The organism is Mycobacterium sp. 1245111.1 (assembly GCF_001673405.1).
Classification (GTDB): Bacteria; Actinomycetota; Actinomycetes; order Mycobacteriales; family Mycobacteriaceae; genus Mycobacterium.
The window spans coordinates 25,255-49,134 of record NZ_LZLV01000047.1 but is presented as its reverse complement, the minus strand read 5'-3'; the positions used below and the strand labels follow the sequence as shown (position 1 = coordinate 49,134).

Here is a 23,880-nt window from a genome sequence, read left to right as displayed (position 1 = left end):
CTCGAGCACTGTCGCCTCCTCGGTGTGTGGTGCGTGGATGCGGAAACGTCCATCAGGCCGGCATGGCCTCCAGGTCTGACAATTCGTTGCACAGATGGCCGGCGAGCCCGCGAACGGTGGTGATGTGGTACGAGCTGACCCGGATGCCCGTTTCGGTCTCGATGCGGGTCCGTAGCTCGAGATTGCCCAGCGAGTCCAGACCGTATTCCGCGAGAGACCGGTTGGGATCGACGCTTCGTCGCAGGATCAGGCCGACCTGCTCGGAGACTAGGCGGCGTAGCCGGATGGGCCACTCCTCGGACGGCAACTCGATCAGCTCACCGCGGAATTTGTCTGCCTCCGTGGCGCTTTGGTCAACCGACTGGAGCGCCTCGGCAAACCGGCTACGTTGCGCGAGCGAGGTCAACCACGGCGTTCCGGTGATCGAGATGTAGCCCGCGTACGCGCGGTCGTGCCGTAACAGCGCCTGGAATGCGTGGGCGCCGTCTTCTGGGGCGATCATCGTGGTCTCACCGACCGCGGCGAGACCGGCACCGCGACCGATCTTGTCCCATGCTCCCCACGCGACCGCAGAGGCGGGGCGGCCCTGTGCGCGTCGCCAGTGGGTGAAGACGTCCAGCCAACTGTTCGCGGCCGCGTAGGCCCCCTGCCCGCGTGAGCCGAGCAGGGCGGTCGCGGACGAGAACGAGCAGAACCAGTCCAGCGGCTGATCGACCGTCGCGTGGTGCAGATTCCAGGCACCGTAAACCTTTGGCGCCCAGTCCCGGTCGATGAGATCATCCGAGATGTTATTCAGCGTCGCGTCCTCGACGACCGCTGCGGCGTGCAGCACTCCGCGCAGCGCGAGCCCCGTGGCGGTGGCGGCTTCCACCAGGCGGTCCGCGGTGTCACGGGTCGCGACGTCGCCGCACTCCACCGCGATGTCGGCGCCGGTCCCGCGAATCCGCTCGATGGTGGCCTGGGCCAACGCATCCGGCTGGGAGCGGGAGGTCAGGACGATACGGCCGCAGCCCGCGGCGGCCATTTGCTCCGCCAGGTAGAGACCGAGACCGCCCAATCCGCCGGTGATCAGGTAGGAGCCGTCGGCGCGGAAGGGGCGGGCCTCAACCGGGGGCACCATCGCGCTGACGGTTCCCGCGCGCGGCACATCGAGGACGAGTTTGCCGGTGTGCTCGGCCGCGCTCATCACCCGGATGGCCGTGGCCGCCTCGTCGAATCGATACGCGTTGAATTCCGCGGGCGGCAACTCACCGTCGGCGACGCGACGAAACACGGTGTCGAGCAGCTGCCCGATCCGCTGCGGGTGGGTTTCCGACATCAGCGCGAGGTCGACGTAGTGGAACGTCAGGTTGCGACGGAACGGGTAGAGGCCCAGACGTGCGTTTGCGTAGACATCGCGTTTACCGATCTCGATGAAACGTCCACCGTCAGAAAGCAATTCGAACCCGGCGCGTTGGGCCGCGGCGGTTAGCGAGTTGAGCACGATGTCCACTCCGTAGCCATCGGTGTCGCGACGGATCAACTCGGCGAAGTCGGTGCTGCGCGAGTCATAGACGTGTTCGATGCCCATGCTCTTCAGCAGTTCCCGGCGCTGCGGGCTACCAGCCGTGGCGAAGATCTCTGCGCCCGCGGCGCGGGCGATGGCGATCGCGGCCTGCCCGACGCCGCCGGTCGCCGAGTGGATCAGCACCCGATCGCCCGCGGAGATTCTCGCTTGGTCGTGCAGTCCATACCAGGCCGTCGCGTGGCCGGTCGACACCGCGACCGCCTGGCGGTCGGTCAACTCCGCCGGCAGCGTAACAGCGACTCGGGCATCGCAGGTCACAAAGGTTGCCCAGCAACCGTTTCGGGAGAATCCGCCCACCCGGTCGCCGACGCGATGCTCCGTGACGTTCGGACCGACCGCCGTTACCACCCCGACAAAGTCCACGCCCAACTCGGGTTCGCGCTCATCGATAGTGGGAAAGCGGCCCATGGCCATCAGCACGTCGGCGAAATTCACGCTGGACGCCGTGATCGCCACTTCGATCTGGCCCGGACCTGGCGAAAGACGTTCGAATGCAATTCGTTCCATCGTCTCCAGGTCGCCTGGCGTGCGGACTTTGAGTCGCACACCGTCTTCGGCGTGATCGACGAGGGTCGTGTACCGCTCGTCCGGGCGCAGCGGAGCGGGCCGCAAGCGCGCCACATACCATTGCCCGGCGCGCCAGGCCGTCTCGTCCTCGTTCGAATTGCAGAGGAGTTCGCGCGCCAGCAGTTCAGCGTCGGTGCGGTTGTCCACGTCGATCTGGGTGACGCGCAGGTGCGGGTTCTCGGCGCCGACCACACGTAGCAGGCCACGCAGGCCTGCCTGCTCCAGGTTCAGTGCCTCCTGCGAGGTGACATGTTGCGCGTCGCGGGTGACCACGAACAAACGCGGCGATGTTCCGGGCAGCTCGGTCAGTTCCCGTGCGATCCGCACCAGATGGCACACCTGTTCTCGGCCGTCGGTCAGCGTCTGTTCGTCCGCGCTGTCGCCGCCCGGTGCCGTCAGCACGACCACTCCCGCGAATTCGCTTTCGCGCACGAGGCTCGCGAACCGTTCGATGCTGAGGGCGTGATCGGCGTGCGCCGACCACGCCATCGACGTCACGTCGGCATCGTGCAGCTTGAGTCTGTCGGCCAACTCGGTCGCCAGCAGGTCTGGCTCGTCATATGTGTCGACCAGGAGCCACTTTCCGCGCTGGGCGCTGCCGACCGCCGGCAGCTGTTGGGGCTGCCATTCGATGGTCAGCAGGTTCTCGGCGAGCAGGCGGTCGTGACGCGCGGTCGCCGAGGTGCCGGTGCCCATCTGCAGCCCGCCAGCGGTCAGCAGCACGGCACCGTGCGCGTCGATGAGTTCGAGGTCGGCGTCGAGGCCGGTGGCGGACGCGGTGACTCGTGCGTAGCAGTAGCGCGCTTCGCGGGCGTGGCCGTGGAGGCGTAATCGACGCACGCCCAGCGGCAACAGCAGACCGCCGTTGCCGATGTGCTGCGCACCCGGGTGCGCAGCGACCGACTGGAAGCAGGCGTCGAGGAGCGCGGGATGCACGCCGAACGCATTGTGTTGAGAGCGAATCGGACTCGGCATGCTGATCTCGGCGACGATGGTGCCGTGGGACCCGCTGCCGGTGTGTACGGCGGTGAGGCCGACAAATGCGGGGCCGAACTGGATCCCGCGGGCGGCGAACGACTCTCGGACGTCGGCGCCGTCGATCCGAACCGGGTGGTCGGCCATAAGTGCGCTCAGGTCGTGCGCCGGCGGGTGATCGTCGTCCGCTTTGTGCAGTGTGGCAGACGCCCACCGGGTGTTGGTGCCCTCCTCGTGGGACTCCACCGAGAAGGCCGCGGCTGTGGCCGTCTCGACCGATGCGACCGCTCCGACAGTGGTGCTCTCGTCCAGCAGCAGCATCTGCTCGAAACGGATGTTGCGGACCTCGGATGCGCCTCCGAGAACGGTGCGAGCGGCGGCCAGCGCCATTTCGCAATAAGCGGCCCCGGGAAGGGCTGCGACACTGTGGATTTGGTGGTCGGCCAGCCACGGCGACGCAGCGGTACCGACCTCGGCGTGCCAGACGTGGCGCTCGGGTTCTTCCTGCAGGCGGACGTGCGCACCCAGCAGGGGATGCGCCGATACCGTTGTGGTGCCATGCGTCGTCGAGTCCTGCGCGGTCAAGAGCAGACGGCGATGGGTCCAGCTCGGCAGGGGGACGTCCACCAGGTGGCCGGTCGGGTACAGCGCCGAGAAGTCGACCGCGGACCCGGCCCCGTACAGATCGGCCAGCAGTCCGCGCATGCCGTTCGGCAGCGGCTGTTGACGGCGCAGGCCGGCCAGCGCGGCCGCGGGCACCTCGAGACTCAGGGCGGTCTGCTCGACCGCGCGAACCAGCAGCGGGTGCGGCGACAATTCGGCGAACACCCGGTAGCCGTCCTCGAGTGCAGCCTGTACGGCCGCGGCGAACCGCACCATCTGGCGCAGGTTCTCCACCCAGTAGTCGGCGTCGCAGAACGGTTCCTCGCGCGGGTCGATCGACGTCGCCGAGTAGTAGGGGATTGTCGGTGCCGCCGGGGCGAGATCGGCCAGCACATCGGTCAATTCGTCGAGGATCGGGTCGACCTGTGGCGAGTGCGACGCGACGTCGACGGCCACCTCGCGCGCCATGATCTCGCGTTGCTCCCAGCCGGCGACGAGTTCGCGGACGGTTTCGGTGGCGCCGCCGATCACGGTGGACGACGGCGAGGCCACCACGGCCACCACGACGTCGTTGATTCCGTGCTCGGCGAGTTGCGAAAGAACATGTTGCGCAGGCAATTCGACCGATGCCATCGCTCCGCCTCCAGCGAGGGCGAGGCACAGTCTGGAACGGCGGCAGATCACCCGCACGCCGTCTTCCAAGGACAGTGCCTCGGCGACGACGGCGGCGGCGACCTCGCCGAGCGAATGTCCGATGACCGCACCGGGCAGCACACCGTAGGACTTCATGGTGGCGGCCAGCGCGACCTGCATGGCGAATAGGGTCGGCTGGACCCGGTCGATACCCGTCACGGTCTCCGGTGAGGTCATCGCCTCGGTGACCGAGAAGCCGGACTCCGCGGCGATCATTGGCTCGAGGCGTGCGATGGTCGCGGCGAAAACCGGTTCTGCCGCCAGCAGTTCGACACCCATGCCGGCCCACTGCGAGCCCTGCCCGGAGAAGACCCACACGGGTCCGTGCTTGTCATCGCCGACGGTGGGCAGATACGGCAAATCGCTTTCCGCGGCCTCACGCAGCGCCGCGGCAAGCTGCGGCTTGTCTTCGGCCAGCATAGCCGCACGCACGGGCCCGTGGGCCCGGCGCCGGGCCAGGGTGTACGCCACATCGTCGAGCGGGGCCGTACTCCGCTCGACCCAGTCGGCCAGCCGACCAGCCGTGTGACGCAGCGCGTCACCCGACGTGGACGAGATCGGGAACAGCAGCGGGGCCGCCAGCACGGAATCGACTGTCACGCCGTTGTGTTCGGCGGCCTGCGGAGCCTGTTCGAGGATCGCGTGCGCGTTGGTCCCCGACATGCCGTACGACGAAACCGCGGCACGTCGCGGATGTGCGCCGTTGGTCGGCCACGGCGTAATATCCTGCGGTACAAACAGATTGGTCTCGACTTGGGCCACGTCGGCGGGCAGCTCGGTGAAATGCAGCATCCGGGGGACCGTGCCGTGTTGCAGCGCCAATACGGCCTTGATGAGTCCGACGGCTCCCGCGGCGGATTCGGTGTGGCCGAGGTTGCTCTTGACCGACGATAACGCGCACGGGCCATCGACGCCGTAAACCTGTGCCAAGCCGCGGAATTCGACGGGATCACCGACGGGAGTCCCGGTGCCGTGCGCCTCGACCATGCCGATGGTGGCGGGGTCCACGCCCGACACCTCGAGCGCCGATCGGTACGCGGCCACCTGCGCCTCCATCGACGGCATCGTGATCGTGTCGGAGCGGCCGTCCTGATTGGTTGCGGTTCCGCGGATTACGGCCAACACCCGGTCGCCGTCGCGTACCGCGTCGGGGAGCCGTTTGAGCGCTACCATGGCACAGCCCTCGGAGCGGACGAATCCGTTCGCATGCGTGTCGAAGCTCTGGCAGCGACCCGTCGCAGACAGCATGCCGATCGCCGACATCGACGAATTGACCCGCGGCTCGAGCATCAACATGCAGCCGCCGGCCAGGGCGAGGTCGCTTTCGCCCAGGTGCAGGCTGCGACACGCCATGTGCACCGTGACAAGACCCGACGAGCACGCGGTGTCCATCGTGATCGCCGGCCCGTTCAAGCCGAGCGTGTAGCTGATGCGACCGGACGCCATACTGAACGCGGTACCGGTGTATCCGTATGGTTCGTCCAGGGCATTGGCGTCGCCGGTCACCACGGTGTAGTCGTCGTGTGCCAGCCCGACGAACACCCCGGTCGCCGAACCGGCCAGAGAGGTCGGGTCAATCCCGCTGTGCTGCAGTGCCTCCCAGGAGGTCTCCAGCAGCAGCCGGTGCTGTGGATCGATCGCGATCGCTTCGCGCTCGCCGATGCCGAAGAACTCCGAGTCGAAACCGGCGACGTCGTCGAGGAATCCGCCCCACTTGGAGACCGAGCGCCCGGGCGCTCCGCGTTCGGGGTCGTAGCGGTCTTCGGCGTCCCACCGGTCGGACGGGATCTCGGTGATCAGATCGTCGCCGCGAAGCAACGCCTCCCACAACAGCTCCGGGGAGTCGATGCCGCCGGGAAGCCGGCACGACATCCCGATGACCGCGACGGGAGTGACCCGTGATTGCGCCACCGTCAGTCCTCCTTGACCGCCGACACGCTCTGCGAGGCCGCCAGTTCGTCGGCGAGGAACTGCGACAGGGCCCGCACCGTGCCGTGCTCGATGATGTTCTGTGCGCTGATGCGAATCCCGGTCTCGGACTCGACCCGGGTGCGCAACTCGAGCGTGCCGAGGGAATCCAGTCCGTATTCCGACAACGGGCGGTCCGGGTCGACCGAGCGCCGCAACAGCAGACCGAGCTGCTCGGACAACAACTTCCGGAGTCGGCCCGGCCACTCCTCGACCGGCAGCTCGTTCAGTTCGGCCCTCAGCTTGCTCGAGCCCTTGGCGCCTTGGCCCGCGGTTTTGAACATCTCCGCGAACTTGCTGCGCTGCGCGAACGTGGTCAGCCACGGCGAGCCCATCAGCGGCGCGTAACCCGCGTAGGCACGGTCGTGCCGCAACATCGATTCGAAGGCGTAGGCACCCTCATCCGGTGCGATCGCGGAGTCGTGTTGCTCGGCCAGAGCGGTGGCACGTCCGACCTCACCCCAGGCGCCCCACGCGATCGAGGTCGCCGGCAAGCCTTGAGCTTTACGCCAATGGGTGAATGCGTCCAGCCAGCTGTTGGCCGCCGCATAGGCGCCCTGCCCGGGTGAGCCGACGAGCGATGCGGCGGAGGAGAACGAGCAGAACCAGTCCAGCGGCTGGCCGATCGTGGCCTCGTGTAGGTTCCACGCGCCGTAAACCTTTGGGCGCCAGTCACGGTCGATCAGGCCGTCGGTGATGTTGACGAGGGTGGCGTCTTCCACCACCGCCGCGGCATGCAATACACCCCGCAGCGGCAGGCCGGTGCTCGTCGCCACTTCCACCAACCGGTCCGCGGTGGTGCTCTCGGCGATGTCGCCACACTCCACCACGACGTCGGCGCCGGCGGCGCGGATCAACTCGATGGCCTCGCGCACCTCGTCACTCGGTTGCGAGCGCGAGGTCAACACGATCCGGCCGCAGCCCGCCGCGGCCAGCTTCTCGGCCAGGAACAAACCGAGCCCGCCGAGTCCGCCGGTAATGATGTAGGAGCCGTCCGACCGGAAAACCCGAACCAGACCCGGTGGAACAGCCACCCGGGTCGGCTCGGTCCGCGGCACGTCGAGCACCAGCTTGCCGGTGTGCTGGGCTCCGCTCATCGCGCGAATGGCGTTGGCCGCCTCGGTAAGTGGATAGTGGGTGGTCTCCGGCAGCGGCAGCACACCCTCGGCGGTCAGCCGGTAGACGGTGTTCAGCACATCGTGGAACCGTGCGGGATGGCTGTGCGACATCAATCCGAGGTCGACACCGTGGAACGCCAGGTTGCGGCGGAACGGGAACAGGCCAAGGCGACTGTCACCGTAGATGTCCCGTTTGCCGATTTCGATGAATCGTCCACCGAGCGCCAGCAATTCGATGCCGGCCCGCTGTGCGGCACCGGTGACGGAGTTCAGCACGATGTCGACGCCGTATCCGTTGGTGTCGTCGCGGATCTGCTGCGCGAACTCGACGCTTCGCGAGTCGTAGACGTGCTCGATACCCCAGTCCCGCAACAGTTGTCGACGCTCGTCGCTGCCGGCCGTGGCGAAGATCTCGGCACCGGCCGCCCGGGCGATCGCGATCGCCGCCTGGCCGACGCCGCCGGTGGCGGAGTGAATCAGCACCTTGTCGCCGCGACCGATCCGGGCCAGGTCGTTCAGGCCGTACCAGGCCGTGGCGTGCGCGGTGGTGATGGCCGCCGCCTGGTGTTCGGTGAGGCCGTCGGGCAGCGTGACCGCGAGGTCGGCGTCGCATGTCACGAACGTGCCCCAGCAGCCATTGGGGGAGATGCCGCCGACACGGTCGCCCACCTTGTGTGTGGTCACGTCGCTGCCGACCGCGCTCACCACGCCAGCGAAGTCGGTGCCCAGTTGCGGTAGCCGACCCTCGAAGGAGGGATAGCGACCGAAGGTGACAAGAACGTCGGCGAAGTTGATGCTGGATGCGGTTACCGCGACCTCGATCTCGCCTGGGCCCGGCGGGACGCGGTCGAACGCGGTGAGCTCGATCGTCTGCAGGTCGCCGGGTGTGCGGATCTGCAGGCGCATGCCGCCGTGTGCCGGGTCGACCGACGCGATGAACCGCTCCTCGGCCCGTAACGGGCTCGGGAACAGCCGTGCGGTGAACCACTCGCCATTACGCCACGCGGTCTCGTCTTCTTCTGAGCCGCTGAGCAGTTGGCGGGCGAGCTGGCCGTGATCGGTCCGCTCGTCCACGTCGATCTGCGTGACCCGGAGCTCGGGATACTCGTTGCCGATCGAGCGCAGCAATCCACGCAGCCCGGCCTGCTCCAGGTTGGCGCGATCGTCGGCGAGGACGGTCTGCGCGTTGCGGGTCGCCACGAACAACCGCGGTGGGGCGCTGCCGCTTTCAGGCAGACCCCGGATGATGCGGACCAGATGGTGCACGTAGTCGCCGCCGCGCGACGCGCATTCTTCGTCCGGGTTGCCGTTCTTCGGACCGGTGAGCACGACCATGCCGCTGAATTCGCCGCCGCGCAGGTGACCGGCGAGTTCCTCGGCGTTCGACTCATGGTCGGCTTCCTGCGGCCAGCACATGGTGGTGGTTTGGGCGTGTGCGACCTTCAAGGCGTCGGTCAGCGCGGTTGCCACCACATCCGCCGCCGCGGAAGTGCTTATCAGCAACCAGTTTCCAGCGTCGCCCTGTGGTGGTTCGGGTAGTTCCCGCTGCTGCCATTCGACGGTCAGCAGCCGCTCGTTGAGCAGCCGTTGCCGGTTGGCGTTTTCCGAAGTGCCGCTGCCGATGTGGAGTCCCTCGACGGCGACCACCACCGCGCCGTGCTCGTCCAGCAACTCGAGGTCGGCCTCGACCCAGGTCGCGTCGGCGCGAATCACGCGCGAGTAGGAGTAGCGGACGTCGCGGGCCGCGCCGTGCGTCCGCAGCCGTCGCACGCCCAGCGGCAGCATCAGCCCGCCGATGCCCGCCGCCTGGATCGCGGGATGGGCGGCGACCGACTGGAAGCAGGCGTCGAGCAGCGCCGGGTGGACGTTGTAGGCGGTCTGTTGAGACCGGATCGACGGCGGTAGGCCGACCTCGGCAAGCACTGTGTCGACTGCGTCTTCGGCGATCAAGACTGCCGCCAGGCCGCTGAAGGCCGGGCCGTACTGCAGACCGCGCTTGTCGAATCCTTGCCTGAGTTCGTCACCGTCGACCCGACGCGGGTGCTGTGCGAGAAGCTCGGCGATGTCATGAGCGGGTGGGGAGTCTTCTTGTTCTCCCGCGTGCAGGACCGCGCTGGCCCGACGCGCACGCTCACCTTCCTGCTCGGCTTCTACGGCGAACCGGGCGACACCGGGTGCGGTGACGGTCGCGGAGGCTCCGACGGTTGTCTTCTCGTCGAGCAGCAGCATCTGCTCGAATTGGACCTCGCGCACTTCGGCTGTCTCACCGAGGATTTCGCGGGCGGCGGTGAGGGCCATCTCGAGATACCCGGCACCCGGCAGCACCCCGATGTCGTGGATTTTGTGGTCGCCCAGCCACGGCAATACGGCGGTGCCGACCTCAGCCTCCCAGGCGTGCCGCTCGGGCTCCTCGAGCAGTCGCACATGCGAGCCGAGCAGCGGGTGCACCGCGACGGTGTTGATGCCCTGTGAGCGAAGGTCTTTGACGCCGGGCTCGTAGACGAACTTTCGGTGCGTCCACGACGGCAGCGGCGCATCGATCAACTGCCCATGGGGGTAGAGCACCGAGAAGTCCACCGCCGCACCGGCGCTGTGCAGATCACCCAGCAAGCCGCGCAGCCCGTGTGGCATGTCCTGCTCGCGCCGCATGCCGGCCAACGCCGCCACCCGCATGTCCAGGCTGCCGGCGGTCTGGTCGACGGCGTGGGTCAGCAGCGGGTGCGGTGCCAGTTCGGCGAACACCCGGAAACCGTCCTCGAGCGCTGCCTGCACGGCCGAGGAGAATCGCACGGTGTAGCGCAGGTTTTCGACCCAGTAGTCGGCGTCGCACTGCGGCAGATCACGCGGGTCGAAATGGGTGGCCGAGAAATACGGAATCGCCGGTTCGCGGGGGTCGAGGTCGGTCAGCACCTCCGCCAGCTCGTCGAGGATCGGGTCGACCTGTGGCGAGTGGGACGCGACATCGACGGCGACCTCGCGGGCCATGATGTCGCGCTGCTCCCACACCGCGACCAACTCGCGAACAGACTCGGTGGCGCCCCCGATGACCGTGGACTTCGGCGAGGCCACCACGGCCACCACAACGTCCTTGATGCCGCGAGCCATCAGCTCGGAAAGAACCTGCTGGGCAGGCAGTTCCACCGACGCCATGGCGCCCGCACCGGAGACGCGCAGCATCAGCCGTGATCGGCGACTGATGACGCGGACGCCGTCCTCGAGCGAAAGCGCTCCGGCGACGACGGAGGCCGCGGCTTCGCCCATCGAGTGTCCGATCACCGCGCCGGGAACCACGCCGTAGGACTTCAGGGTGTCGGCCAGCGCGACCTGCATGGCGAAGATGGTCGGTTGAACCCGGTCGATGCCGGTCACGGTCTGCGGCGACGAGATCGCCTCGGTGACCGAGAATCCCGATTCGGCCGCGATCAGTGGCTCGAGGCGTGCGATGGTCGCGGCGAAAACTGGCTCCTTCGACAGCAATTCGGCGCCCATGCCGGCCCACTGCGAACCTTGCCCGGAGAACAGCCAGACCGGGCCCAGATCGTCGCGGCCGGCGGCCGGCTCGTACGGAATGTCGTCGGCGGCGATCTCCCGCAGCGCCACCGTCAGCTGCGGTAAATCGTTGGCGGTCACCGATGTCCGCACCGGGCGGTGCGCGCGTCGGCGCGCGAGCGTATAGCCCAGATCGCAACCGGTGATCTCGCCGGCGTGCGCGTCGACCCAGTCGGCGAGACGCGCGGCGGTCTGGCGCAGCGCATCGGGCGACGTGGACGACAGCGGGAACACCAGGGGGCCCTCGGCTGGTGGGGTGGTCGTCTCGTCGCCGGCCGGAACGACAACCGGGGCCTGCTCGACCACCGCGTGCACGTTGGTGCCGGAAAAGCCATAGGACGACACCGATGCCCGTCGTGGGTGACCGCCGTTGGTCGGCCACGGGGTGGTGACCTGTGGCACGAACAGTTTGGTCTGAATCGGGGCCAGCGCGTCCGGCAGTCGCTCGAAGTGCAGGTTCGGCGGCACGACACCGTGCTGCAGCGCCAGGATCGCTTTCATCAGTCCGAGTGGGCCCGAGGCGGATTGGGCGTGGCCGAAGTTGGTCTTCACCGAGGCAAGCGCCGTCGGACCGGTGATGCCGTAGACGTTGGCGAGGCTTTCGTACTCGATCGGGTCACCCACCGGTGTCCCGGGGCCGTGTGCCTCGACCATCCCGACGGTGGCGGCGTCGACGGCGGCCGCGGCCAACGCCGCCCGATAGACCGCCGTCTGCGCCCTGGCCGATGGCACCGAGATGTTGACCGTGCGGCCATCCTGGTTGGCGGCCGTTCCGCGCAGCACTGCCAGAATCCGGTCGCCGTCCGCCGTTGCGTCGGCCAGCCGCTTCAGCAGCAACACCACGCTGCCTTCGGACACCGCGAATCCGTCAGCGGCGGCGTCGAAGGCGTGGCAACGGCCGGTCGGCGACAGCATGCCTTCGGCTGAGCCCGCCGCGAACTTGCGCGGTTCCAGGCTCACCGAGGCGCCGGCCGCGACGGCCAGATTGCTTTCCCCGCTGTGCAGACTGCGGCAGGCCAGATGGACCGCCAACAGACCTGACGAGCATGCGGTGTCGACCGTGACTGCCGGTCCGTGCACGCCCAGCGCATACGCGATCCGCCCGGAGCCCAGGCTGAAGTTGGTCCCGGAGAATCCGTACGGCCCCTCCAGCGCGGCGGCGTCGGCAGCCAAGTACGAGTAGTCGGAGTGCGTCAATCCGACGAATACGCCGGTCAACGTCCCGGCGATCTGGTCGGGGGTCAGACCCGCGTGCTCCATGGCCTCCCACGCGGTCTCCAGCAGCACGCGATGCTGCGGGTCGCTGGCAAGCGCTTCCCGGTCGCCGATGCCGAAGAAGTCCGCATCGAACCCGGTCGGATCGTCGAGAAACGCGGCCCACTTCGAAATCGAGCGACCGGGCACGCCGGGCTCGGGGTCGTAGTACTGGTCCATGTCCCATCGGTCGGCCGGCACCTCCTTGACGAGGTCGTCGCCGCGCAGCAGCGCGTCCCACAGTTGCTCTGGCGAGTCGATTCCGCCGGGGAGCCGGCAGGACATGCCGATGACCGCGATGGGAGTCGTCGGAAGCGGGCCGTTGGACGACGGTTCACCCGAGTCCAGGTATGACGACGGGATCTGATTCGTCTCGGAAGTATGCAATTCGCCTTCTTTCTATACGTAACGCGCTAGGTGTTAAGTGCGCGTTACCCGTCTAGGTCCAAAAGGTCAACGGCATGCCGCCGGTCCAACGAAATATCCGATTGGCAGATCAGTATCACGCGCTCCGGCTCCCCGCAATGGGTTGCTGAAATAGGTGCCCCAGTTGACCGAAAGACGGCCCCAACAATGGCAACCCCGGTTGTCATCTGTTTACCGCCGAAGGGAAAACAGCGACTTGAATCGGCGTCCGCCAAACGGCCGACAATGATCTCAAAAGGATCATTTTCCCCCTTGTGGCAATAGCGGACTGAGCTACGACGGCCGGAAATGGGAGCGCCAAGGCGCTCGCGCGATGCTGCAGAGCTCTACGTCGTCGTCGACTCCGCCGGGATCCTCGATCCTTCGCTTCCTTGCATGTCAATGAGGCCTTCCGCTGGTGAGAACGATATTAGACACTCATTCAACGCCGTTGTCCAGAGTTTGCGATGTTGTTTTATCGTGAGGTCGCCGAGCAGCCCCGTCAACTTGGAGGATGTTTCTTTATCGGTGTCTCATCTGATTCTCAGCACTGTTTCAGTCCGTCGGTCGTCGGGTGCAAGGTTTTAACACACCGAAGCTTTCTTACTGTTGCTTTTTCTGGCTCACTCCTGTATGCGCCATGGTGTCGACCGCGGTTGATTCCGGAGGTCCAAAAGTGCGCTATTCTCTGCGGCGAAGTTTGATTGACACATCAGTCAGTTAAATACATAGTGCGATTGACATATCAATCAATAATGCGCCCGACATATTGACATGCGAATCAGTAATTCGTACCGTCATTGCGATGCGGACGAGAGTGGCAGAAATGCTCGGCGTGGAGTTCCCGATCTGTGCCTTCAGCCACTGCCGAGACGTGGTGGCGGCCGTCTCCAACGCCGGTGGCTTCGGCATCCTGGGGGCTGTCGCGCACAGCCCGGCGCGGCTGGAAAGCGAACTGAGCTGGATCGAGCAGCAGACCGGCGGAAAGCCATACGGTGTCGATCTGCTGCTGCCGCCCAAATACGTGGGACACGACGAAGGCGGGATCGACCGCGACCAAGTTCGCGAGTTGTTACCCAACGAACACCGCGCGTTTGTCGACGAGCTGCTAAACCGTTACGGCATAACGCCTTCCGGCGACCAAAAGCGCCGATTACCCGGCCAGCTCAACATTTCACCCAAGGGTTACGAACCGTTGCTCGACGTCGCCTTCAGCCATCGGATCCGGCTGATCGCCAGCGCGCTGGGGCCTGCGCCGGCCGACTTGGTCGCGCGGGCGCACGACAGCGACGTCGTCGTCGCGTCGCTGGCTGGCAGTACCCGGCACGCCCTGCGGCACGCCGAGTCCGGCGTCGATCTGATCGTCGCGCAGGGAACCGAGGCGGGCGGGCACACCGGTGAAGTGGCGACGATGGTGCTGGTTCCCGAGGTGGTGGACGCCGTAGCGCCGATCCCGGTGCTCGCGGCGGGCGGAATCGCTCGGGGACGCCAGATCGCCGCTGCGCTCGCATTAGGCGCCGAAGGGGTGTGGTGCGGGTCGGTGTGGCTGACCACCGAGGAGGCGGAGACCCCGCCCGTGGTCCGGGACAAGTTCCTCGCCGCCACCTCGTCGGACACCGTGCGGTCGCGGTCGTTGACCGGCAAGCCGGCCCGAATGCTGCGCACTGCGTGGACCGACGAGTGGGAGCGTGGCGAGAACCCCGACCCGCTGCAGATGCCGCTGCAGACGGCGCTGGTCGAGGATGCCCAGATGCGCATCAATAATGCTGCGGCCCAGCCTGATTCAAAGGCTCGCGAGCTGGCTACCTACTTTGTCGGCCAGGTCGTGGGCTCGATGAACAAAGTCCAGCCGGCCAAGAACGTCGTACTGGATATGGTTGCCGAATTCATTGACGCCATAGAACATCTCGAGGGGGTAGTGGACAAGTGACCGAGGTTGCGGGCGCCCGCAGACGGCGGGCAGTCAGTAAGGAAGACAAGACGAGGCGGCGTGACGAGATCATGAGCGCGGCAAAGAAAGTGTTCGCGCGCAATGGTTTTCATGCCACTACGATCTCCCATATCGCCAAGGAGGCAGGCCTGGCGTACGGGTCGGTCTACTGGTACTTCGACTCGAAAGACGAGATCTTCCATGCGCTGATGGCCGCCGAGGGCGACGCCCTGCGCGCCCACATCGCGGCCGCGATCGCCGCGGCCAGCAACCGACCCGAGCGGAATTGGGAGCCGCTGCGCATCACTGTGCAGGCGGTGCTGGAATTCTTCGAGGCGGACAAGGCCGTGACGAAACTCTTGCTGCGTGACGCCTACGCACTCGGCGACCAGTTCGAGAAGCATCTGGGCAGCATCTACGAACGCTTCATCGACGACATCGAGAAGCACATGATCGTGGCGCAACAGCTGGGGACGGTGATCAGCGCTCCGCCGCGGATGCTTGCCTTCAGCCTGGCGGCGTTGATCGGCCAGTTGGCGCATCGCCGGCTCTCCACCGATGACGGAGTGAGCGCCGAGGACGTCTCGGAGATCGTCGTCTCGTTTGCTCTCAACGGCCTCCGGCCGCGGGACAATGCGACCAGCCAGCCGATCACAAAACCATAACGGCTGGTCAGCGCGTTTGGTGTGGGGGTTTGACCGCGGCGGGATGTTCGTGCATCATCGACGGGGTAAGCACCTCGTTAGGTGAGGCGTCTACACGGATACAGGCCACTGACCCCGAACGTCGAGAGACGCCCAGGGTCAGGACAGCTCCTCCCGGCTTAAGGGTTGAGCCCAAGTGGCTTCCGGAATCTTCCGGATACGCCGTGTAGTGCCGAAACTCTGACGAGTGGGGTGCGGACTTCCCGATGATGTTCGGGTTCTGTATTCCTGCTTGCGTGTGAATTGTGCGGTGTATCCGCACGCCGAGCGACCGCGAGGAGGTGAGGGACGTATGAGTTCCAGTTCTAGTCCGGATCGATATCCGGGCGTTTCGTCCCGATCCGGCCTGCGGCGCATTGCCTTCAGCTGAGCCATTTTCGGCCCTGACTGCTTCTCGCCTGCTCACCGCCGTATCGGACGGACACCGAATCCGATTGTGCCCGTTTGATTTTCTGCGTAGGAGGCGATCATGACCGCTGTTCTGTACGACGAGGTAGTAGCGGCGACGTCCGCGCCGCGGCTCAGGGTGGTGCCGGACCCGGCACCGATGACACCCCGCGCCCCGAAGACCTCCAAGCGGCCCAGCCCCCGTCTGATGGGCGGCGACCCGTTGGTCGACGGTGCCGCTCGGCTGCTGTGTGTTCCGCTGCGTCAGTTGTACGCCGCGCTGTGGCGCGCCGGCGTTATCGAGGTCGGTGCCTGAAAGGCGTCGCAGGCTCCCGGCACCCAAGTGCTTGATTGGCTTGGTGCCGGGAGTTTTTCGTCACTGCTGGGCGGCGATGTAGCCGGCGCCGCGGCGACTTAAACGGCTTGGCCTTCGCTTCGTCGCTGTGCGAGGGCGACACCTACGCCGACGAGGCCGATGACGGTCAGCGGGATAGTCCAGGCCCGCCGGGTACCCAAAGCCGAATTGCACGATGCGACGAACTGGCTCTTGGGTGCGAGTTGATTGGCGATAGGAACCTGTTGCACGACAGGCGAGTTCCCGATATTGCGGTCGTCTTGTGCACGAGCCGCTGACAGATCCGAATGGAATGCATTGCCGCAGCCAATGCCACCAGACACCGACACGGGAACGAACAACCCGATCACACCCGCGATGAGAAGGATCGCGCCACCGAAGAGCAGCAGCCGCCGCGTATTCGTCATCGTGTTACTCCTTTGAGTATCCGCAAGCACCAATTCTGCGCATGTTGATAGCCCGCTGGCAGCGGATTTAAACCGGGTCGGGCATCGCGGTAGGTCGAAGTCTAACGATCACTACCCTGTCTTGAGACTTGTTGAGCCAGAGGTAGGCTACCGGGCAGCAGCGCTACCGCTTGCGAACCCTGCTGTAGCAGAGTCGAACTCAGGAGATCTGTTGTCGAAGGCCGAATTGCACCCCTTGGACCGCGCCATCGAATTCGAGGTCGTGAATGACGAGGCGGTGCGGGGTGAGACGCAACCGGAGTGGGCGAACATGGTTGGCCCCTTTGGCGGTATCACCGCGGCCGCCATCCTGCAGGCGATCGACGTGCATCCACACCGGCTCGGCGAGCCAGTGGCCCTGACCGTCAATTTCGCCGCGCCGATCGCCGACGGTGACTTCGAGATCTCGCGTCGCGCTGCGCGGACCAACCGCACCAACCAGCACTGGATCGTCGAACTCAGCCAGGCCGGGGAGGTCAAGACCACAGCGACGGCGGTGTTCGGGAACCACCGCGACACCTGGTCGGACACCGAAGCGGCCATGCCGGTGGTGCCGTCGCCCGATGAGATTCCGCGCACCGACGTCACGAACCTCCCCACCTGGTTTCAGATGTACGACATGCGTTTTGCCGCCGGTTCGTTCTCTGGGACCGGCGTCGAGGCCGGCCCGTCGTCGGTATCGACGCTGTGGGTGCGCGACGGCGCCCGGCGTCGGCTTGACTTTCCCGCCCTGACCGCGTTGTCCGACATCTTCTTTCCGCGAATTTTTCTGCGCCGCGGCATCGTCCCGTCCGGCACCATTTCGATGACGACGTATTTTCACGCCGACAGCGGTCACCTCGAAGCCCTGGGTGGTGACTTCATCCTTGGCACCGCGCAGGCCAACCGCTTCGACCGCGGATTTTTCGACCAGAGCGCGCAACTGTGGGGTCGCGACGGCGCGCTGCTGGCCACGACGTATCAGATCGTCTATTTCAAGGGTTAGGGGTTTTCCTGGCGATCCGCACGTCGGTCTGGTCGAGCGGTACCACGTGCCCCTGCGCGCACTGCACGACGGAGACGACCTTGGCCCCGCACCCGCCGCCATGCACCAGGTCGAGTCGACTGGAGTCGCCCTGCAGTAACAGCCCGAATTCGATCAGGCCGACGATCACCGGATACAGTTCGCGCCCGCGGCTGGTGAGCACGTACTCGTACCGGGTTCGCTGTCCGGGTTCCTGATACGGCTGCTTGGTTAAAATCCCCGCTTCGACGAGTTGTTTCAGCCGGATCGCGGCCATCTGCTCGGTGATGTCGGCTCCGCGGGCCAGCTGGTCGAACCGCCTTGCGCCCCAGAAGATCTCGCGTAAGAGCAACAGGGCGGAGTTGGTGCCGATCTCTTTGAGGGCGCGCTCCATGGGGCACCAGTCGTGTGCGATCGACGCATCGTCATCGGCGCCGCGGCCGCGAAGCGTCATGACATCGGAGGTTGCGGTCATCCGGTCAGAGTAGCCGTGCTGACGCTAATTGCGATGAGTCAGCGGGCCGAGACCGTCCAGTTTGCGCTGATCCGTAGAATTGCCGCATTGGCGTCGATCCGGCCATCACCGGGGAGCCTTCGGAAGAACAGCCCGCACCTGCAGTTCTGCGGACCCAGTAGAGCCGAACGGGTAGGCCCGTCACAGCCGAGCGATGAGCGGCCATGCCCCCGGCGTGGCAAGCGGGGTGGTACCGCGGCGCATGCGCACCAGCGCACCGTCGTCCCCGTGCCAGACAGCGGCACATGGAGACGACGCGCAGTGACCGAGAACACCTATCCGAAGCCGGCGGGCGGCTCACCGGACTTGCCGGCGCTGGAACTCGAGGTTCTCGACTACTGGGCGGGCGACGACACGTTCCGCGCCAGCATCGCCCGTCGCGCCGACGCCCCCGAATATGTCTTCTACGACGGGCCGCCATTCGCCAACGGGCTCCCGCACTACGGGCATCTGCTGACCGGCTACGTCAAAGACATCGTTCCGCGCTACCGGACGATGCGTGGCTTCAAGGTCGAGCGCCGGTTCGGCTGGGACACCCACGGGCTGCCGGCCGAACTCGAGGTCGAACGACAGCTGGGCATCACGGACAAGTCGCAGATCGACGCGATGGGTATCGCCGCATTCAACGACGCCTGCCGCGAGTCGGTGCTGCGGTACACCGATGAATGGCGGGCCTATGTCACCCGTCAGGCCCGCTGGGTTGACTTCGACAACGACTACAAGACGCTCGACCTGCCCTACATGGAGTCGGTGATCTGGGCGTTCAAACAGCTGTGGGACAAGGGACTGGCCTACGAGGGGTACCGGGTGCTGCCGTACTGCTGGCGAGACGAGACCCCGCTGTCCAACCACGAGCTGCGGATGGATGACGACGTCTACCAGAACCGGCAGGATCCGGCCCTCACCGTCGGATTCGCGATCACGGACGGGGATTTGGCCGGGGCACATCTGCTGGTGTGGACGACCACGCCGTGGACCTTGCCGTCGAACCAGGCCGTAGCCGTCAACCCCGACGTCACCTACGTCCAGGTGCAAGCCGGCGAGCACCGAGTCGTTCTTGCCGAGCCGCGGCTGGCCGCCTACACACGGGAGTTCGGTGAAGAACCCGACGTGCTTGGCACGTACCGGGGAAGCGACCTGGCCGGCATGCGGTATCGACCACCGTTCCCGTATTTCATGGACTCGCCCAACTCTTTCCAGGTCCTCGAGGCCGACTTCGTGACCACCGACGACGGGACCGGGATCGTCCACCTGGCGCCGGCCTACGGCGAGGACGACAAGGCGACCGCCGACAGGGTCGGCATCGTGCCGGTGACACCCGTCGACGCCCGAGGGCGATTCGACGCCACCGTGCCCGATTACCGCGGTCAGCACGTGTTCGACGCCAACCCGCAGATCATCCGCGACCTGAAAAACCGCACCGGCCCGGCCGCCGCCAACGATCCCGTGCTGATCCGCCAGGAAACCTACGACCACCCCTACCCACACTGCTGGAGGTGCCGCAATCCGCTGATCTACCGGGCGGTTTCGTCGTGGTTCATCAACGTCACCGAGTTTCGCGACCGCATGGTGGAACTCAACCAGCAGATCACCTGGTACCCCGAGCACGTTAAAGACGGTCAGTTCGGCAAGTGGCTGCAGGGGGCGCGCGACTGGTCGATCTCGCGAAACCGCTACTGGGGCACACCGATTCCGGTGTGGGTCTCCGACGATCCCGCGTTTCCGCGGATCGACGTGTACGGCAGCCTCGACGAACTCGAGCGCGACTTCGGCACCCGGCCCGAGAATCTGCACCGGCCCTACATCGACGAGCTGACCCGGCCTAACCCGGACGACCCGACCGGGCAGGCGACCATGCGGCGCATCCCGGACGTGTTCGATGTGTGGTTCGACTCCGGCTCGATGCCGTATGCCCAGGTGCACTATCCGTTCGAGAACCGCGACTGGTTCGACACCCACTACCCGGGCGACTTCATCGTCGAGTACATCGGGCAGACCCGCGGCTGGTTCTACACCCTGCACGTGTTGGCCACCGCGTTGTTCGACCGTCCGGCGTTCAAAACCTGTGTGGCGCATGGGATCGTGCTAGGCAGCGACGGCCAGAAGATGAGCAAGTCGTTGCGCAACTATCCCGACGTCAGCGAGGTTTTCGACCGCGACGGCTCCGATGCCATGCGCTGGTTCCTGATGGCGTCACCGATCCTGCGCGGCGGCAACCTGATCGTGACCGAACAGGGCATCCGCGACGGCGTGCGTCAGGTTCTGCTGCCGTTCTGGAACGCCTACAGCTTCCTGGCGCTCTATGCGCCGAAGGTCGGTACCTGGCGCGCCGATTCGAGGCATGTCCTGGACCGTTACATCCTGGCCAAACTGGCGGTGTTGCGCGACGACCTGACGGCGTCGATGGATGGCTGCGACATCTCGGGGGCGTGTGAGCAGTTGCGTCAGTTCACCGAGGCGCTGACGAACTGGTATGTGCGACGGTCGCGTTCGCGGTTCTGGGAAGAGGACCCCGACGCGATCGACACCCTGCACACCGCGCTGGAGGTCACCGCGAGGCTGGCCGCGCCGCTGCTGCCGATGACGACCGAGATCATCTGGCGCGGCATCACCGGCGAACGCTCGGTGCATTTGTCCGACTGGCCGGAGGCCGGCGTTGTGCCGGCGGACGCCGCGCTGGTCGACGCGATGGACCAGGTGCGTGAGGTGTGCTCGGTGGCCTCGTCGCTGCGCAAAGCCAAGAAGCTGCGGGTGCGGCTGCCGCTGCCGAAACTGACTGTGGCGGTGGAGAACCCGGACCGGCTGGCCCAGTTCACCGATCTGATCGCCGACGAGCTCAACGTCAAAGCGGTCGAACTCACCGACGACATCGCCGGCTACGGCCGTTTCGAGCTGACGGTGAACGCCAAGGTCGCGGGCCCCCGACTGGGCAAGGACGTGCAGGCCGCGATCAAGGCGGTCAAGGCAGGGGAGGGCGTCGTCAATGCCGACGGGACGCTGACCGCCGGCCCGGCGCTGCTGCAGCCCGAGGAGTACAGCTCGCGGTTGGTGGCCGCCGATCCGGAGTACACCGCGCCGCTGCCGGGCGGCGCCGGGTTGGTGGTCCTGGACGCCACGCTCACTCCCGAACTGGAGGCCGAGGGTTGGGCCAAGGACCGCATTCGCGAACTGCAGGAGCTGCGCAAGACGGCCGGGCTCGACGTGTCCGACCGGATCAGCGTGGTGATGTCGGTGCCGTCCGAGCGGGCCGAGTGGGCGGCCGTTCATCGCGACCTGATCGCCGGCGAAATCCTGGCCACCGGCTTCGATTTCGGCGAGCCGGGGTCAGGCGCTGCGGATATTGGTGACGGCGTGCGGGTGTCGATCGCCAAAGTCTGACGCCCAACGGACGACTGCAGCCTCTTGCGGGGGCGCTTTGCCGTTGGCGCAATAGCATCGGTGGTTGTGGATTCGCGCTGGGTGCTGCACCTCGACATGGACGCGTTCTTCGCGTCGGTCGAGCAGCTCACCCGGCCCACCCTGCGGGGGCGACCGGTGCTGGTCGGCGGGCTGGGTGGACGTGGTGTGGTGGCCGGCGCCAGTTACGAGTCGCGCGTTTTCGGGGCGCGCTCGGCGATGCCGATGCATCAGGCGCGCAGGTTGATCGGTGTGACGGCAGTAGTGCTGCCGCCGCGCGGCGCGGTGTACAGCGTCGCGAGCCGTCGGGTGTTCCACACCGTGCGTGCGATGATTCCCGTCGTCGAGCAGCTGTCATTCGACGAAGCATTCGGTGAGCCACCGGAATTGGCCGGCGCCACGGCGGGCGAGGTCGAAGACTTCTGCGCGCACTTGCGGCAACGGGTGCGCGAGGAGACCGGTCTGATCGCCTCGGTTGGCGCCGGCTCGGGTAAGCAGGTCGCCAAGATCGCGTCCGGGTTGGCCAAACCCGATGGCATCGAGGTGGTTCGGCGTGCCGACGAGCAGCGGCTGCTGGACGGTCTCGCGGTGCGCAAGCTGTGGGGGATCGGCCCGGTCGCCGAGGAGAAGCTGCACCGGCTGGGCATCGACACGATCGGTCAGCTCGCCGCGCTGAGCGACGCCGAGGTGGCCAACATCCTGGGCGCGACGATCGGCCCCGCGCTACACCGGCTGGCCCGCGGGATCGACGACCGCCCGGTGGCCGAACGCGCGGTGGCCAAACAGATCAGCGCCGAATCCACCTTCGCGGTCGATCTGACCACCCTCGAGGAGTTGCGCGAGGCGATCGCGCCGATCGCCGAGCACGCCCACGCACGGCTGTGCCGGGACGGCCGCGGCGCACGCACCGTCACCGTCAAGCTGAAAAAGTCGGACATGAGCACGCTGACCCGCTCGGCGACGCTGCCGTATGCGACCACCGACGCCGCCGCGCTGTCCGCGACGGCCCACCGGCTGTTGCTCGACCCCCGCCAGATCGGCCCGATTCGGCTTCTGGGCGTGGGCTTTTCGGGCCTGAGCAATGTGCGGCAGGACTCGCTGTTCCCCGACCTGGAGCTGGCTATGTCGGACACCGAGGCCGGTGACGACGGCACGCAGGGTAAGCGGGACGCCGTCGTGCCGTCGACGCCGGACACCGCGGGGTGGCGTATCGGAGACGACGTCACCCACCGCGAGTGGGGTCACGGCTGGGTTCAGGGAGCCGGGCACGGTGTGGTCACCGTGCGGTTCGAAACCCGGGGCACCGGTCCGGGCGCGGCGCGCACCTTCGCCTCCGACACCGACGACATCACCGCGGCCAATCCGCTCGACAGCCTCGACTGGCCGGACTACCTCAGCGCCCTGGCCGAGGAAGCGGCGTCAGAGCATTCGGTCGACGACGTCGCGCAGGGGTAGCCCCGCTGCCAGCGCGGCCATCGTCAGCACCCTGGCCTGGCTCGCCGGCAGCCTGGGCACCATGACCGCGCCGGCGTCGACCAGGTCGCGGCCCGGTCCGTAGCCCGGGCTCACCACGCCGCCGACCACCCGGGTCGACACCGCGACCGTGACCCCGTCGCGGCAGTGCCGTCGTACCCCGTCGATCACGGACGCGGGCGCGTTGCCCGAACCCAACGCTTCCAGCACGATGCCGCGCGCACCACCGTCCACCAGGGCGTTCATCGCGGTCGCATCGGCGCCGGCGTACGTCGCGACGACGTCGACCCGCGGCGCGTCCGCCGCGCGCAGTTCGCCGAGCAACGGGCGAGTCTTGTTCTGCGCCAACGTCACTCCGCCGTCCACGGTGCCGAGCACAGTGCCCGCGAAACCGATACCGCTGGCCACCTTGTGCAGCCCCGCCGGCCGCAGAATTTGGCCGGCGAACGACACCAGCACACCGATCTCGCGTGCGGCGGGCGCCGAGGCCACCGCGACGGCGTCACGCAGATTGCCCGGTCCGTCCGCGTCGGGGGCATCGGCGCCGCGCATCGCGCCCGTGATCACCAGCGGACCGGCACCGGCGTAGGTCAGATCCAGCCACAGCGCGGTCTCCTCGAGGGTGTCGGTGCCGTGGGTCACGACCACACCCGTGGCGCCGGCGTCGACCGCGGACCGGGCCGCCGCGCCGATCACGTCCCAGTCCGCCGGTGTCACCTGCGAGCTGTCTTTCGTCATCACGTCGACCACGTCGACATCGAGGCCGGCGGCGAGATCGGCACCGCCGTGGGTCGGACGCTGCACCCCGTCGGCCGCGGCGCTGCTGGCGATGGTCCCCCCGGTGGCGATGACGGTCACGCGGCCCATCGGTAGATCATCCCGCATCGCGGCGATCGCCAGCGCGGCGTGGCCGGGTGCAGCGGGTCGACGCCGGTAGCCCGAGCGACCGCCAGCGCGGCGGGTCGTGGTCGTG

Annotated in this window: 11 protein-coding genes and 1 riboswitch; of the genes, 6 read left to right on the top strand and 5 right to left on the bottom strand. The window is 66.9% G+C overall.

Annotated features, from left to right (window positions below; genetic code table 11):
• Positions 1–52: 52 nt before the first annotated feature.
• Positions 53–6,316: a type I polyketide synthase gene (gene pks2, locus A5658_RS09570; protein WP_082993050.1), complete on the bottom strand. Its 6,264-nt coding sequence runs from the start codon at positions 6,314–6,316 to the stop codon at positions 53–55.
• 2 nt (positions 6,317–6,318) lie between these two features.
• Positions 6,319–12,642, bottom strand: a complete 6,324-nt coding sequence (pks2, locus tag A5658_RS09565) for a type I polyketide synthase (protein WP_255361322.1) — start codon at positions 12,640–12,642, stop codon at positions 6,319–6,321.
• An 862-nt stretch (positions 12,643–13,504) separates the two neighbouring features.
• Here pks2 (A5658_RS09565) and A5658_RS09560 point away from each other — a divergent pair.
• The 3 genes from A5658_RS09560 (at position 13,505) to A5658_RS09550 (ending at position 16,036) form a co-directional block, all read left to right on the top strand.
• Positions 13,505–14,629 carry a nitronate monooxygenase family protein gene (locus tag A5658_RS09560; protein WP_067333345.1) on the top strand — a complete coding sequence of 375 codons (1,125 nt, stop codon included), beginning with the start codon at positions 13,505–13,507 and terminating at the stop codon, positions 14,627–14,629.
• Positions 14,626–15,294, top strand: coding sequence for a TetR/AcrR family transcriptional regulator (locus A5658_RS09555; protein ID WP_067333343.1), 669 nt, complete (start codon positions 14,626–14,628; stop codon positions 15,292–15,294). Before A5658_RS09560 ends, A5658_RS09555 begins: the two co-directional genes overlap by 4 nt.
• 66 nt (positions 15,295–15,360) lie before the next feature.
• A riboswitch (M-box (ykoK) riboswitch) is annotated at positions 15,361–15,532 on the top strand.
• A 270-nt stretch (positions 15,533–15,802) separates the two neighbouring features.
• Positions 15,803–16,036, top strand: a complete 234-nt coding sequence (locus A5658_RS09550) for an Rv1535 family protein (RefSeq protein ID WP_067333341.1) — start codon at positions 15,803–15,805, stop codon at positions 16,034–16,036.
• A gap of 98 nt (positions 16,037–16,134) precedes the next feature.
• Here the strand turns inward: A5658_RS09550 and A5658_RS09545 are convergent, their stop codons facing one another.
• Positions 16,135–16,482, bottom strand: coding sequence for a hypothetical protein (locus A5658_RS09545; RefSeq protein WP_067333339.1), 348 nt, complete (start codon positions 16,480–16,482; stop codon positions 16,135–16,137).
• Positions 16,483–16,690: 208 nt separating this feature from the next.
• Here A5658_RS09545 and A5658_RS09540 point away from each other — a divergent pair, with 208 nt between their 5' ends.
• Positions 16,691–17,506, top strand: a complete 816-nt coding sequence (locus tag A5658_RS09540; RefSeq protein WP_369830504.1) for a thioesterase family protein — start codon at positions 16,691–16,693, stop codon at positions 17,504–17,506.
• Here the strand turns inward: A5658_RS09540 and A5658_RS09535 are convergent.
• Positions 17,496–17,999 (bottom strand): helix-turn-helix domain-containing protein, encoded by a 504-nt coding sequence (locus tag A5658_RS09535; RefSeq protein ID WP_231997260.1) that lies wholly within the window; start codon positions 17,997–17,999, stop codon positions 17,496–17,498. The two genes, A5658_RS09540 and A5658_RS09535, sit on opposite strands and share 11 nt — an antisense overlap.
• A gap of 300 nt (positions 18,000–18,299) precedes the next feature.
• Here A5658_RS09535 and ileS point away from each other — a divergent pair, with 300 nt between their 5' ends.
• Both ileS and A5658_RS09525 read left to right on the top strand, forming a co-directional pair.
• A complete protein-coding gene (gene ileS / locus A5658_RS09530) occupies positions 18,300–21,416 on the top strand; it encodes an isoleucine--tRNA ligase (protein WP_067333334.1) in 3,117 nt (1,038 codons plus the stop codon).
• An 81-nt stretch (positions 21,417–21,497) separates the two neighbouring features.
• Positions 21,498–22,889 (top strand): DNA polymerase IV, encoded by a 1,392-nt coding sequence (locus A5658_RS09525; protein WP_082993057.1) that lies wholly within the window; start codon positions 21,498–21,500, stop codon positions 22,887–22,889.
• On the opposite strand, the gene A5658_RS09520 is transcribed toward A5658_RS09525, so the two are convergent.
• Positions 22,854–23,774, bottom strand: a complete 921-nt coding sequence (locus A5658_RS09520) for an asparaginase (RefSeq protein ID WP_067333330.1) — start codon at positions 23,772–23,774, stop codon at positions 22,854–22,856. The two genes, A5658_RS09525 and A5658_RS09520, sit on opposite strands and share 36 nt — an antisense overlap.
• Between the last annotated feature and the right edge of the window lie 106 nt (positions 23,775–23,880).